This window comes from Paracoccus sp. J55 (genome assembly GCF_000513975.1).
Taxonomy (GTDB): Bacteria; Pseudomonadota; Alphaproteobacteria; order Rhodobacterales; family Rhodobacteraceae; genus Paracoccus.
The window spans coordinates 282,143-294,430 of sequence record NZ_AZVA01000001.1 but is presented as its reverse complement, the minus strand read 5'-3'; the positions used below and the strand labels follow the sequence as shown (position 1 = coordinate 294,430).

The 12,288-nt window shown below is 62.6% G+C and carries 14 protein-coding genes and 1 tRNA gene; 3 read left to right on the top strand and 12 right to left on the bottom strand.

The window, feature by feature from the left end:
- Positions 1-61: 61 nt before the first annotated feature.
- Entirely contained in the window at positions 62-1,282 is a 1,221-nt protein-coding gene (locus PARJ55_RS0101515) for a DUF6456 domain-containing protein (protein ID WP_028711377.1), read from the top strand.
- 72 nt (positions 1,283-1,354) lie between these two features.
- On the opposite strand, the gene PARJ55_RS0101510 is transcribed toward PARJ55_RS0101515, so the two are convergent.
- Positions 1,355-1,903, bottom strand: a complete 549-nt coding sequence (locus PARJ55_RS0101510) for a peroxiredoxin (protein WP_028711376.1) — start codon at positions 1,901-1,903, stop codon at positions 1,355-1,357.
- A 141-nt stretch (positions 1,904-2,044) separates the two neighbouring features.
- On the opposite strand from PARJ55_RS0101510, the gene lipA reads away from it, so the two are divergent.
- Together lipA and PARJ55_RS0101500 are read left to right on the top strand one after the other, a co-directional pair.
- The gene (gene lipA, locus PARJ55_RS0101505; RefSeq protein ID WP_028711375.1) at positions 2,045-2,992 is read left to right on the top strand and encodes a lipoyl synthase; all 948 of its coding nucleotides are present in this window, start codon (positions 2,045-2,047) and stop codon (positions 2,990-2,992) included.
- 46 nt (positions 2,993-3,038) lie between these two features.
- Positions 3,039-3,122, top strand: a tRNA-Leu gene (locus PARJ55_RS0101500).
- 781 nt (positions 3,123-3,903) lie between these two features.
- On the opposite strand, the gene PARJ55_RS23815 is transcribed toward PARJ55_RS0101500, so the two are convergent.
- The 11 genes from PARJ55_RS23815 to PARJ55_RS0101440 all read right to left on the bottom strand — a co-directional run bounded on the left by PARJ55_RS23815 (position 3,904) and on the right by PARJ55_RS0101440 (position 12,288).
- The gene (locus tag PARJ55_RS23815; protein WP_156929404.1) at positions 3,904-4,260 is read right to left on the bottom strand and encodes a hypothetical protein; all 357 of its coding nucleotides are present in this window, start codon (positions 4,258-4,260) and stop codon (positions 3,904-3,906) included.
- Positions 4,261-4,479: 219 nt separating this feature from the next.
- Positions 4,480-4,812, bottom strand: a complete 333-nt coding sequence (locus PARJ55_RS0101490; protein ID WP_028711373.1) for a hypothetical protein — start codon at positions 4,810-4,812, stop codon at positions 4,480-4,482.
- Positions 4,809-5,039, bottom strand: coding sequence for a hypothetical protein (locus tag PARJ55_RS0101485; RefSeq protein ID WP_028711372.1), 231 nt, complete (start codon positions 5,037-5,039; stop codon positions 4,809-4,811). The genes PARJ55_RS0101490 and PARJ55_RS0101485 overlap by 4 nt, the downstream gene beginning before the upstream one ends.
- On the bottom strand, positions 5,039-5,284 hold the full coding sequence (locus PARJ55_RS0101480) for a hypothetical protein (protein ID WP_028711371.1): 246 nt from the start codon (positions 5,282-5,284) through the stop codon (positions 5,039-5,041). Before PARJ55_RS0101480 ends, PARJ55_RS0101485 begins: the two co-directional genes overlap by 1 nt.
- A gap of 218 nt (positions 5,285-5,502) precedes the next feature.
- Positions 5,503-5,679, bottom strand: a complete 177-nt coding sequence (locus PARJ55_RS23810; RefSeq protein WP_156929403.1) for a hypothetical protein — start codon at positions 5,677-5,679, stop codon at positions 5,503-5,505.
- A gap of 151 nt (positions 5,680-5,830) precedes the next feature.
- The gene (locus tag PARJ55_RS23805; RefSeq protein ID WP_156929402.1) at positions 5,831-6,391 is read right to left on the bottom strand and encodes a hypothetical protein; all 561 of its coding nucleotides are present in this window, start codon (positions 6,389-6,391) and stop codon (positions 5,831-5,833) included.
- Between the two features lie 66 nt (positions 6,392-6,457).
- Positions 6,458-6,904 (bottom strand): hypothetical protein, encoded by a 447-nt coding sequence (locus PARJ55_RS0101460; RefSeq protein ID WP_028711369.1) that lies wholly within the window; start codon positions 6,902-6,904, stop codon positions 6,458-6,460.
- Between the two features lie 464 nt (positions 6,905-7,368).
- Positions 7,369-9,930: a phage tail tape measure protein gene (locus PARJ55_RS22920; RefSeq protein ID WP_051416118.1), complete on the bottom strand. Its 2,562-nt coding sequence runs from the start codon at positions 9,928-9,930 to the stop codon at positions 7,369-7,371.
- Positions 9,931-9,947: 17 nt separating this feature from the next.
- Positions 9,948-11,582: a terminase large subunit gene (locus PARJ55_RS0101450; RefSeq protein ID WP_028711368.1), complete on the bottom strand. Its 1,635-nt coding sequence runs from the start codon at positions 11,580-11,582 to the stop codon at positions 9,948-9,950.
- Positions 11,582-11,974: a phage terminase small subunit P27 family gene (locus tag PARJ55_RS0101445; protein WP_028711367.1), complete on the bottom strand. Its 393-nt coding sequence runs from the start codon at positions 11,972-11,974 to the stop codon at positions 11,582-11,584. Before PARJ55_RS0101445 ends, PARJ55_RS0101450 begins: the two co-directional genes overlap by 1 nt.
- The gene (locus tag PARJ55_RS0101440; protein ID WP_028711366.1) at positions 11,971-12,288 is read right to left on the bottom strand and encodes a phage head closure protein; all 318 of its coding nucleotides are present in this window, start codon (positions 12,286-12,288) and stop codon (positions 11,971-11,973) included. Before PARJ55_RS0101440 ends, PARJ55_RS0101445 begins: the two co-directional genes overlap by 4 nt.

Genomic DNA, 12,288 nt, shown 5'->3' with positions numbered 1-12,288 from the left:
ACAGGGGCGGGAAACAACCCATGGGCGAGCATTTCCCCGCTCGTCTGCAGGAAGCGAAGGAATGACCATGACGATTTTGACGGGAGATTTCGCCCCGGACGCCTTGATTGCCGCCCTGCCCGCCGGCATCGACGCCACGGCCTGCAATCCGCCCGATCCCCAGCCCGATCCCCAGCCCGGCCCGCAGTCCGACCCGCAGCCCGAGGACAGCGACCTGAAGCTTTACCTGCGCCATGTCGAGGGCGGCGAGTCGATCCGCGCCCTGGCGCGCGAGACGGGCTGCCATGCCTCCACCATCCTGCGCCGCATCCGCCGCTTCGAAGCGCGCCGCGACGATCCGCTGGTCGATCGCGCGGTGGAACGCGCCGCGGGCAATCGCAAGAGCCACGCCCTGGTCGCGCCGGGGCAGACGGGCATGAAGCAGATCACCCGCATCCTGCGCCGGCTGGCCGAGCCGGGGGCGCAGCTGGTCGTGGCCGAGGGCATGGACAAGGCCATCGTCGTGCGCGACGACATCCGCACCGCCATCCTGGACCGCGAGCTGGCCGAGCATATGGCGATCCGCGCCTGGGTGCAGCTTGTCGGGCAGGGGCGGGTCAGCCGCTATGCCATCTCGGCGCAGGGACGCGAGGCGCTGCGGGCGATGCTGGCCGCCCGGCGCAGCAATGCCCTGCCGCGGGGCGAGGATTTCGTCATGGCCGATCCGGTCGGTCCCGGCCCGGGCGCCCCCCAGCCGGGGGGATGCGCCGAAGCCCCCGCCGGCTTCACCCATGCCGACCCCCACCGCACTTGGGAAGAGCGCGAGATCACCGATCCCGAGGACGGCCGCCGCCGCCGCGCCCGCGTCAACATCGCCGAAAGCCCGCTCTTGATGCTGGCCCGGCGGCGCGAGCCGGACGGCCGTCCCTTCCTCGCGCCCGAACTGGTCGCGGCCGGCGAACGCCTGCGCGAGGATTTCGAGCTGGCGCAGATGGGCCCGCGCATCACCCAGAACTGGGACCGGTTCCTGACCGCCGGCGTGGATGTCTCGCGCGTCTCGGCCGCCCATGGCGGCGGTTCGGAAGGGGCGCGCAACCGCGTCGCTGCCGCGCTGCGCGAGCTGGGCCCGGGCATGGGCGATATGTGCCTGCGGGTCTGCTGCTTTCTCGAAGGCATCGAGATGACCGAGCGACGGCTGGGCTGGTCGGCCCGTTCGGGCAAGATCGTGCTGCGCCTTGGCCTGATGCGGCTGGAACGCCACTACCGCGAGACCTATGGCTCGGGCGCGCCGCTGATCGGATAGCCGATCCGGTCAGGGCCATGAAAAAGGGCGCCGCGGCGGCGCCCTTTCGCGTTTGCGGCCTGCGGTTCCCGATCAGGCCGCGGCCTTGGCGGGATTGGCGCGCAGCCAGTCCAGAACCGCTTCCGGGGCGCTGGCGCCATAGGGGTCCTCGGGGCAGTCATCCATGCGGCCGGGCTCCTCGAACCAGGCCTCGACGCGGCCGTCGTTGACGATGGCGGCATAGCGCCAGCTGCGGGCGCCGAAGCCCAGATTGTCCTTGCGCACCAGCATGCCGACCTTTTCGGTGAACTCGCCCGAACCGTCCGGGATCACCCCGACATGCTGCAGATTCTGGGACTTCGCCCATTGGTTCATCACGAAACTGTCGTTCACCGACAGGCAGTAGATGGCGTCGATGCCCAGCTCGGTCATCTCGGCGGCGGCCTTCTCGAAGCCCGGCAGCTGATAGGTCGAGCAGGTGGGCGTGAAGGCGCCGGGCAGCGAGAACAGCACCGCGCGCTTGCCCCTGAAATAGTCGGCCGTGGTCATGTCCTGCCAGCGATAGGGGTTCGGCCCCGCGATCGATTCGTCGCGGACACGGGTCCGGAAGGTCACGTCGGGAAGCAGATCGCCTTGTTTCATCCTTGGTCCTTTCCTCATCCACTCCTCCCTCGTTTCGATGCTGCGTCGCGGCATCGAAGCGTCATACATGCACCCCGCATTGGCGTTGATCAAGACCGGGAAAACCCTTAAGTTCGGCTGACCCCAGCAAAGGATGCCGAAATGGCGGATATGCCCCCGGTTCTGCGCCACCCCGAAAAGGCCCACCGTCCCGACCAGCCCCAGCCGAAAAAGCCGGACTGGATTCGCGTCAAGGCGCCGACCAGCCAGGGATACAAGGACACCCGCGACATCCTGCGCACCAACCGCCTCTCGACCGTCTGCGAAGAGGCCGGCTGCCCCAATGTCGGCGAATGCTGGAGCCAGGGCCACGCCACCATGATGATCATGGGCGAGATCTGCACCCGCGGCTGTTCCTTCTGCAACGTGATGACCGGCAAGCCCAACGCGCTCGACGCGTTCGAGCCGGGCCGCGTCGCCCATGCCGTGCAGAAGCTGGGGCTGAAGCATGTCGTCATCACCTCGGTGGACCGCGACGACCTCGATGACGGCGGGGCCGAGCATTTCGCCCAGACCATCCGCGCGATCCGCCACCGCTCGCCCGCCTCGACCATCGAGGTGCTGACGCCCGACTTCCTCAAGTCGAAGCCCGGCGCGCTGGAGATCGTGGTCGAGGCGCGGCCCGACGTATTCAACCACAATCTCGAAACGGTGCCCGGCCTTTATCCCACGGTCCGCCCCGGCGCGCGCTATTTCCACAGCCTGCGGCTCTTGCAGCGGGTGAAAGAGCTGGATCCCGGCATGTTCACCAAGTCGGGCATCATGGTGGGCCTGGGCGAGGATCGCCAGGGCGTGCTGCAGGTCATGGACGACATGCGCGCCGCCGATGTGGATTTCATCACCATCGGGCAATATCTGCAGCCGACGTCCAAGCATCACCGCGTGGACCGCTTTGTCACCCCCGAGGAGTTCAAGGGCTACGAAAAAGCTGCCTATGGCAAGGGATTCCTGATGGTCTCGGCGACGCCGCTGACGCGTTCGTCCTATCATGCCGGCGACGATTTCGCCCGGCTGCGCGACGCCCGCTTGGCCAAGCTGGGCCGGGCCTGAAGGGGCTTGCAAAAGCCGGCATTGCGCCTTAGGCGAATGACGGAAGGCCCGAGTGGCGGAATGGTAGACGCAGCGGATTCAAAATCCGCCGCCGCAAGGCATGTCGGTTCGAGTCCGACCTCGGGTACCAGTTTTCGCAAGAAATCGATATTTCCGCAGATTCATCGCGGATCCGCCGGCGACGCAGCGCGCCGGCTTGCACCGCTTGAAACGCCCGGTTCGCCACGACAACCCGACAAATGGCAGTGGCGGAGGCCGGGGCAGAAAAGCAGGCCCAAGCAGGTCAACCAACCTTGGCTGGCTGGTCGAGGCGCGATGCCACGCAGCGGCCGGGGGCGCAGGATAGGCGCATGATCCTGCTAGGCTCGGCTGCGCGTGTTCCGGCACCGGCAACCTTGACACGGCGGACGGCCGACCACTGCAAGGGGCAGGGGGCTACAGGGTGGGAAGGATACGAAAAAGGCGCTTGGCGGTCCTCGGACCGGCCAGGCGCCTTTGGAATGATGGTGGGCGATAACGGATTTGAACCGTTCCTAATGTGTTATAAATCAATAAGTTACGAGACACTTTGTAACATTGTGGCGCCCCATGCAATGGGCTAGGTGACGTTGCGTCACCAGCCCAGCAGAAAGGGCGAGGATCGCTCCCCGCCCTTCCCATTCATAAGCATAAGGTTCCGGGTGCCGCGCAACCGGAGATGATCGCCGCACCGTGACGGGGTTTTCGCCATGCCTTGGCGCGCACTCACCGTCTAATCGCAGCGCGTTATCTGGCCGATTGGCTGCCAAGGGACGCGCCATCCCTACATGCCTTTACGGCTGTTTCGGGATTTGTCTCGCGGGATCAGCGAATTTTGGACGCTTCGTGATGGTGCGTCATTCTCTGACACAAAGCGCTGCGGCTATTTGCTCCTAGGCGCGCACGGTGCCCTTTTTGCCATTCGACAGGGTGAACTCGATGGTGGGCGTCAGATTGGTGTGCGCTCCGCGCAGGTTTGAGGAATAGATCACCTCGGCGGTGCCGGTGGCGCCATCCGTGCATGTCAGGGGCATCTGATGAACGCCGCTGGTGTCGCGCCGCGTGTATTGCACGGTGCCGCTGCAGCTCCAGCTATCGGCGCTGATGCGAAACTGATCTGTCATAGGGCTCATCACCCGCTCGGCCGTCAGACGCTGGCCGTCGGTGAGGGAGCCGCCGCCCGTGCGCGTCATAGGACCGCAAGCAGCGACGGCGGCGAGAAGAGGCAGGGTAAGGAAAAGGCGCGTCATGTCGTCTCCAGGTTGTGGCTGTTTGTTTTAGCCGAGGGGATAAGCTGTTTTGAAGATAGTGCGGTATCTTTCAATCTCGAAAACTGTAGTTGCGTGACACAAAGGACGTTGCGCTAGCCATCATATTGTTCCTATTGGCAACTCTGAGCCGGCGGTGCCTCGGAAATACCGCCGGCCCTTTATTGGATTTTGTGATTACTCGGAAACGCGTTCGCCGGATCAGGCGACTTTTTGCGCGTCGTATTCCTGCTTGATCTGATACAGCGACCGATCAAGCATCACGACAGCATCAGCGTGATCGCCTGCGGTGCTATCCAGTTCCAACATCAGCCGATTAACCTTTTCCTCCAAGAGCCGCGCCTTCAAACTCGCCTTATGAAAAGCGACCTGCGCAGTGTTAAGTTCGGTGCGCAAGCGCCTCATGGCGATGCGGGTCCGATCAGCTTCATTGCGGTAATGCTCGGCCTGATGATGCAGGGTCCAATTGTTGTCGATGTATTCGACAACCTGTTGACGATGCGATGCGGGCATGTGGGATCGCATGAACATCATGCTGCCTCCTGCGCGTCATCCAGCCACAGACCGTAGGCGTTCGCGGTTTTGATCAGTCGGCGCTTGCGCGCTTGCAGGTTGCGCTTCTGGCGGCCGCGGGTGGCGTTCGGAACGCCGCGCTGTTCTTCTTCCTCGATCAGCCACAGTTGCGCATCAAGGACCGCAGCGCGGTCATGATCGGACAGCTTGTCAAGGTTGCGCGGCAGGTAGTGCGAACGGTTTGCCATTATGCGGCCTCCCCTTTGTGATTATCTTCCGCAGCATCAAGCCAGTCGACGGGATGGGACCAAAAGAACGCGATTCTCTTCTGTTCGGTTGAGAAACCAAGCGTCTGGCGCTCAATCATCTGCAAGATGTGCTCACCCTGCCAGCCCTTAGCCGCCAAGGTATCAATCATCTTCGCAACGTGCTCGCGCGGCGAGAGGGTTGCGGACTCGGCATGAGACATGCTATGAGTGACTTCATCGTTCATTATGTTCTTCCTAAACATAAGGTTGAGCGTGGTGGTGAAACACCACGCCTTTTACCGAATCACTTTGGTGTTTCGGAAAATCCTCTACTGAACAGATCGCAAGCGCTTGTCGCAAGGCAATTCGCGATATACTTCAGTTATCCACAAGATATTGATTTCTGCACATTTTGCGTGCAGAATATTTCATGAACAGCATAAATTTTATGCGAATTGAAAACTCATGCCGCCTCGGCATCCTCCCGGCAGCACTCGGGCATGATGCCCGCCATGGCCAGAGCCTCCACCAGCTTGTCGCGCAGATCGCATCCGGTCGTAACTGCGGCGATCATGAATGCCGCGCCAAGCTCGACAATCAAATCCTCATAGGCGGCATCGGGAAGGTAGGTGTTTTGCATCGGTGTTGCTCCTGCGTTGCTTGATGCCACAGAGCTAGACCGGCGAAGATTCGGCTGTCAACAAGAAATATTAAGTATATTCAGCTAGTTAGCTAAGTAGCTGAATGGCTGTTTAGCTAACTGGCTAGATAGCCAAGCCCTCCCTGCACCCCTAGAACAAGCCGTATCCGGGCAGCGCTTCCATGGCGGCTTGTTCATCCTGTTCCGTCGCAGCGGTCGCGCGAACGGCCTCACGGTCGCGGATGCGGATAACAAATTCGGCTTGTATCTGAGCCTCGGGGATACCAGCATCGCGGCGGCGCTTGAGCCAGTTCGCATCGGATCGCCGGTCGCGCGCCTGCTGCGCCTGCTGCTCGGGCGTCAGGCTGGACAAGTCGGCATTCGGCTTTGCTCTAACCTTGCGGCGGCTGGCGTTGTATTCCTCACGCCCGGCACCGGATCGCCATTCATCAATACTTTCCTGCCGCCGCGATACATCGCTTTCGGCGCGCTTCACCGCATCGCGGGCAGTTTTGATTTGCTGATCAAGCGCCGCCGCTTTGCGCGGATCATGGTCAGGCGGCAGGGCGGCACGTTTCGCAGTCAGTTCACGCCACCTTCGGCTTGCAACGTCATACCGGGTTAGCTTGACCTCATGGATAATCACATCGGGGTCGTTCGGATCAGGGGCGAGGAATGAAAGGCCGGACTCTTGCAGGGTCGATCTGGGCATGATAAAAGTTCAGTGCTTATACAGTGATTTCAAAGGGTCGAGCGTTGGCGCGCTTGGCCCTTTTCCTTATTCTGCGGCGCGTTCGATCTGGCTTGCCAGATCAGCGGCGACACCGGGGGCGAGGGGATAAACTTGCCCGGTGATCGGGCTCACCAGCCGCACACCTGCGGCCATCTTCTGCACCTTCACACCAGACAGAGCCGCCAGACCTTCCAGCCAACGGCGCTTACGGTCCTTGTCGCTGGGGTCCATTTCAGCGGCACCGCGCAGCACATCGGCCAGCGTCGGACCTTGCGCGGAAGGAACCTCCACCGCGAAGCCGCTGGCCTCGATCCTGATCACCGGCCCGGCGCTGGTCACGTCCACGCCCGGAAGGTCGGCGGAAATGGTGCCCGCCTCGATCTCTTTCTGAATCCAACTCTCGATTACCTGCGGAATGGTGATGCCCTTGTCGGCAGCGATCAGCCGCAGTTGTTCGCCGCGTTCATCCGGCAGCTTCAGCATGAAAGACATGGGTGTATGGTCCTTAGTTATCCTTCCGGGTAAGATAGGATAACTAGTAAACCATTACAAGGGGCGTTGTGATGTGCGTGTCGTTTTGCACGTATATTATATATCTCTTAAGATACTTATGTTCTTGCTTACTTAAGATATATACGTTACGTGCAAAACGACACGCTCCCGGCTGGGGAAGCAACCGCGTTACGCTTTTCCTGAATCCTTCCCCGGGCGACACTCGCCGCCTGCGGCGGCTCCCTGCGCCTCGCGCCTGCGGCGCTCGTTGCTGGCGGGCTGCGCCCGCCTGCGGTCTAATGATCACCACCCGGGGAAGGGAAGGAAACCCGTTCCCGGTGGTAAAGCACGCGGCCACGCGCGCAGAGACTCTAGAAGGCACCGGAGAGGCGCAAGACGCCCCGTTCCGGCCCACACCCACCCGGAAGCGCCTCACGCCGCTCTAGGGTGCCTCCCAGAGTCTCCTAGCGCATCAGCCCACCGGGCCGCATTTGCTTCACCATTTCCTGTTGCACCAGCGCGCGCAAACTGGCCTCGGACTCGCGGGCGATCTGCTTGGCAAGGTCGCTGTTCTGTTCCGGGGTGCCGCCGGTCGCGTTCACCGTCACCGGCCCGCCCGTGATGTTCACCACCGGCGCGGATGCCCTCGCAGAGCCGCTAGCTGAGCCGCTGGCGGCCTTCGCGACCGTTCCCGCAGCAGAGACCAGCCCGCCCTCGGCATAGCCCTTACGGGCGCGCTGGTGCAGCCGTTCGAGATTGCCCGCGCCAATGCGCTGCACCGTCTCTTTCGAGAAAACGAACTCACCCTTATGAACCACGCCAGCCGGTTCATACTTGCCGCCGTGGCCGGTGAAACCACCATTGGCAAACCCCAGCAGTCCGCCCAGCCATTGCCCGGCACCCGCGAACATGCCGCCGCTGCCAAACATGCCCATGAACACGCGGTTGAATTGCGCCTGGGCGATCTGTTGCAGCAGCCCGGCCAACGCCTCACCGGCTGACATGGAACCAGACAAGATGCCGGTGAACAGATCGGCCAGCGTCTCGGCACCTTTCTGGCCGGATTCCTCCACCTTCTTCATGGCGTCGGCGGCCTGATCGGCCTTATTACCAGCATCGACATAGCTTTGCGCCAGCTTGTCGATTTCAGCGGTCAGGGCGGGCGTGATCGCTTTGCCTGCATGTTGTGCTGCGAACAGCAGCTTGGCCTTTTCGGATGCGAAGGCAACGGCATCGCCATAGGACTTGCCAGCCGCCGCGCCCGCGATCAGGGCAGCAGATTCAAATTCCAGTTCCCGCGTCCGGTCGCGGATCGCCTCGGCCTCGCGGGCAAACTCATCCAGTTTTGCAGCACCACCAGAGCCGCCAGAACGGCCACCAGAGCCGCCCGAGGATCGCGCGGCGGCATCGGCAGCGGAACGTGCTGCATCGCCATCCAGCGCGGCTTGTGCGGCGCTGGTGATCTGGGCATCGGTCAGGGTCGCGCCCGCCTCGGCAGCCCGTTTGCGCACGGCCTCTTTCTCACGCTCCAACTTGACGCCCTCGCTGGTCAGCGCGTTGCGGGCGGCTTCCGAGGCGTTGAAACGCTCGGTCGCCTCGCGCATGGCGTTCAGCGAATCCATGCTTGCGGCCTCGGCGGCATGGCGGTCGCGCATGGCTTGGCTGGACTTGCTGGCCGGGTCGATCTGCGCAGCCTTTGCCAGTTCACCCACAAGCGCCGATGCCTGCGCCGTGACAGAGGCAATGACGCCACCCAGCCGCGACAGTTGCGACATGACGCCCGAGAATTGCGCCCGGTCCACGTCCGAGAGGCTGGCAAAGGCCGCGTCGGCTTCCTTCTGGATCTCGGCCAGCTTGGCGGCAAAATCCTCGCCGGTCATGGTGCCGTCGCGGAATCCTTGCTGCGCCGCGTCCAGTTCGGCGGACAGGCGGCGCAACTGGTCGTCGGCATCGCCGTAGCCCCAGCTATCCAACTGTCCGATAGCACCGCGCATCGCCATGCCCGCGCTGGTCGCCTCCTCGGCCAGCCGCATATATTGCGCATCAAGATCGCGCAGCGCCTCGGCCTGCGCGTCCACCGCGTCACGGTCGCGCGACAGGCTGTCATAAAGCTCATTGCCGAGGATCGCGCGGCCCTCGGCCTCATTGTCAAAGATGCCGTCCAGCCGATCGCGGAAGTCGGCCAGTTCCACCGCAGCGTCAGCAATGGCGATCACCGCGCGCTTGCCGAAGGATTCGACACGCGCAGTCAGTTCGCCAAACCTGCGGTCGATCTCGGCGGCCTTGTCGATCATGTCCGAGTCCAGCACCGCACCCACGTCATGCGCACGGGCAATCGTGGCGTTCAGGGCTTCCTCGCTTTGGCCGATCAGCGCGCCAAATTGCTCACCACCGGCACCACCAAAGATTTCCTCCAAGAGAAAGGATCGCCCGGCTTGGTCGAAGCCTTTCAGCTTGCCCAGAATCTCGGTCATCAAAGCCGAGGGGTCTTTCAGCTTCTCTTTCAACGTCTCGGCGGAATAGCCCAGCTTTTTGAATGCCTCGGCACCGGCCCCGGTGCCATCAAGGAAGAACTCACCGGCCCGCAGGTGCATTTCCTTGAAGCCATCGGTCAGGGCGTCCACGCTGATCCGGTTCTGATCAGCAAGGAACTTCCATTCCTGAAACACGGTCGTAGAAATACCGGCGCGGCTGGCCTCGTTTTTCAGGTTCGCCGTTTCCTTGGTGATTTGCGAAACGCTGGTGGCGATCTGATCCAGCCCGCCCAAAGCGATGCCACCGGCCACGCCACCAAGGAAAGCGCCGCCAATCCCTTTCAGCGATGCGGGAATGCCGTTGAAGGCTTTGCCGATCCTGCCGCCGATGCCCTCATATTCCGAGGCGATCTTATTGGCGTTCTGGCGGGCCAGCCGCTCCATGCGCTGCGATGCGCGCTGTTGCTGGGTGATCGCCCGGTTGAAGTCCTTTTCCCATTTGGCGACATTCGCCTCAAGCTTGACCAAAAGTCCGGTTTCATCAAGCGCCATAGTTCAATCCTTACTCGTTACGCTGCTTTTAGCAGGTCAAAAATGTCGTCGCGGGCATAAAGCCCGCCTTGTTCATGGGCGATGCGGGCGCGGCTGACACCCATGGCTGAGGCAACAGCCGCGTCGATGCGGCCATTGCTGCGCTGTTTGTGCATCCGCACCAGCCCGGATTGCGGGTTCGTGGAAACGGCCACGTTGTCAAAATGGCTGCGCATAACCGGATCGCCGTCATGGCGGATCAGATTGCCATTCACGGCCTTGACCAGTTCGCCGATAGCCCGCGACATCTGCATGACCGATTGCGGGTGCTGGAAAACCGGCAAGGCGTCGTCGGCAAGGTTCTGCATCAGCTTGTTGGCAAGATGCGGGTCCACCGCGATTTCTTGCACGTCATAGCGCCCGCAAAGCTCGCGGATATGATCCTCCACCTGCTTCTCATCAATGATGCCAGCCGGGCAAACCTCGATCAGCCCGGCGTCGGCCCATTCCTGATAGGGCGCGCGGTCCTTGTCGCCCTTGGCTTTCAGATCGGCGGCAGGCACGAAACAGCGGTTGCGTAAGGTGATCTGCCCATCGTCATGCCGGAAGGCGATGGACACGGACGACAGATCGCCGGTTTGCGACAGGTCCACGCCGATATAGGCCGGAAGCTGTTCAAGGTCGGATTCGTCGTCATCCAGCTTGCGGGCGTCGTATACCGCCAGATCAAACAGCGGATCGCGGCTGTTCCCCTGCCATTTGTTCAGGTGATATTGCTGGAACGCATAACCGGCAGCGGGCAGGTTCTGCGCCCGCCGTGCTTTGTTGCGCAGGTCTTTCAGGTCTTGGAAACCATCGGCAAGGCCGGGGTTGCAGCGGTGCCAAACCGCCTCATCGGTCCAATCGTCGCCGTCCTGCATCTCAAACAGGATCGGCAGCAAGGACGGGTCCGAGATTTCCCCGGTGGCGACGGCACGGGCATAGGCATACTGATCGGCGGCAAAGCCGGTGGCACCGCGCCCGGCAGTCGTCGCCGTGACCATCAGCCCGTTGCGGCCTTTCGAGATACCAGATTCCAGCACCTCCCACATCTCGGCCCCTGCCGCTTCCTGCCAAGCGTGGATTTCATCCGCCAGGACGAAAGAGGGCGTCGTGCCGTTCTGGCGTGATCCGTCCGAGGAAACCACTTCCAGCTTGGATTCATAGCCCCGGATCAGGCTTTCGATCTCGCGCGCGGCATTGCGCTGGTTGATGATCTTGGTGGCCTGCATCAAGCGCCGGTCCAGCGCCACCATCTCGCGCGCTTCCTTGAAGGCAATGGACGCCTGCCGCTTGTCGCCAGCAGCAAAGACGATCTCGCCGCCCGGCACTTTCTCAGGGCCGATCAGGTGCAGCAGCGCCAGCGCCGCCGATAGCGTGGTCTTGCGGTTGCCGCGCGGGATATAGAAGAAAACCCGCGTCACAATGCGGTCGCCATCAGCATCGCGCGGCCCGTAGATCGCCCGGATAATCCGTTCCTGCCAAGGATAGAGCGTGAAGGCGCGGCCCGGTGCGGTGCTTTTGATATGGCGAAGGGCGCGCAGGAATTGCACCGCGCGTTCGCCATGCCCGAGAGGATCGGGAATCGGGCTGTTATCATAGACCCATGCAGGGAAGCTGGATTTTTGGGCCATCAGATCGCCAAGGGGTTCGGGCTGGTGTCGTCGTCTCCATCACCGCCAGCACCCATGCGGGCGCGGCTGGTCGGAGTCAGGCCATATTCGGCGGCAAACTGGCGGGCGGCCTGCATGTAGCGGATTTGCAGCCCGGCCAGTTTCAGATCAGGCACCGGCATGGCGTTGATGATTTCCGCGATCTGACGGACCGCACCGGCAGCGGTGCAATAGGCTTCCACGCCCGACATATCGGCCTTGGTGATCACGCCGCGCGCGACCAGCAGCGGCAGGACGCGCCGCCACTCCGCTTTCGCTTGGCTGGTCAGATAGGCCGGTGCCGGGGGTGCCTTGGTCAGCGCCTCGGCATCGCGGCCAAGGGCAGGCTTGACGCCGCGCAGGTGCTTGCTCATGCCGCGATCACCCGCAGTTCAAGCCCGCGCCTGCGCCCGATCTCGGCCAGCCCGACGATATTGTAAGCCTTGCCGTCCATCACCAGCCGGTCGGCGGTGGTGATCTGCACCACCAGCGGATAGCGGATCAGGAAAACGGCCTTGCGGTTGTCCATCTCGCCGGGGCCGGTCAGGAACTCGGTCGTGGTGGCGTCCTTGATCTCGGCCTTGCAGGTCAGCACCGGCAACCATGTCTCGCGGACGTTGCCGTAATCGTCGATCAGCACCGCGTTGCGTTCAATCTGGATGCGGTTTTGCAGCTTGCCAGCGCGCAT

What these genes read in the sequence shown, in the direction of transcription:
- PARJ55_RS0101515 (WP_028711377.1), top strand. Translation starts at nt 62, where the DNA reads ATGACCATGACGATTTTGACGGGAGATTTCGCCCCGGACGCCTTGATT.
- PARJ55_RS0101510 (WP_028711376.1), bottom strand. Translation starts at nt 1,903, where the DNA reads ATGAAACAAGGCGATCTGCTTCCCGACGTGACCTTCCGGACCCGTGTC.
- lipA (WP_028711375.1), top strand. Translation starts at nt 2,045, where the DNA reads ATGGCGGATATGCCCCCGGTTCTGCGCCACCCCGAAAAGGCCCACCGT.
- PARJ55_RS23815 (WP_156929404.1), bottom strand. Translation starts at nt 4,260, where the DNA reads ATGACGCGCCTTTTCCTTACCCTGCCTCTTCTCGCCGCCGTCGCTGCT.
- PARJ55_RS0101490 (WP_028711373.1), bottom strand. Translation starts at nt 4,812, where the DNA reads ATGATGTTCATGCGATCCCACATGCCCGCATCGCATCGTCAACAGGTT.
- PARJ55_RS0101485 (WP_028711372.1), bottom strand. Translation starts at nt 5,039, where the DNA reads ATGGCAAACCGTTCGCACTACCTGCCGCGCAACCTTGACAAGCTGTCC.
- PARJ55_RS0101480 (WP_028711371.1), bottom strand. Translation starts at nt 5,284, where the DNA reads ATGAACGATGAAGTCACTCATAGCATGTCTCATGCCGAGTCCGCAACC.
- PARJ55_RS23810 (WP_156929403.1), bottom strand. Translation starts at nt 5,679, where the DNA reads ATGCAAAACACCTACCTTCCCGATGCCGCCTATGAGGATTTGATTGTC.
- PARJ55_RS23805 (WP_156929402.1), bottom strand. Translation starts at nt 6,391, where the DNA reads ATGCCCAGATCGACCCTGCAAGAGTCCGGCCTTTCATTCCTCGCCCCT.
- PARJ55_RS0101460 (WP_028711369.1), bottom strand. Translation starts at nt 6,904, where the DNA reads ATGTCTTTCATGCTGAAGCTGCCGGATGAACGCGGCGAACAACTGCGG.
- PARJ55_RS22920 (WP_051416118.1), bottom strand. Translation starts at nt 9,930, where the DNA reads ATGGCGCTTGATGAAACCGGACTTTTGGTCAAGCTTGAGGCGAATGTC.
- PARJ55_RS0101450 (WP_028711368.1), bottom strand. Translation starts at nt 11,582, where the DNA reads ATGGCCCAAAAATCCAGCTTCCCTGCATGGGTCTATGATAACAGCCCG.
- PARJ55_RS0101445 (WP_028711367.1), bottom strand. Translation starts at nt 11,974, where the DNA reads ATGAGCAAGCACCTGCGCGGCGTCAAGCCTGCCCTTGGCCGCGATGCC.
- PARJ55_RS0101440 (WP_028711366.1), bottom strand. Translation starts at nt 12,288, where the DNA reads ATGCGCGCTGGCAAGCTGCAAAACCGCATCCAGATTGAACGCAACGCG.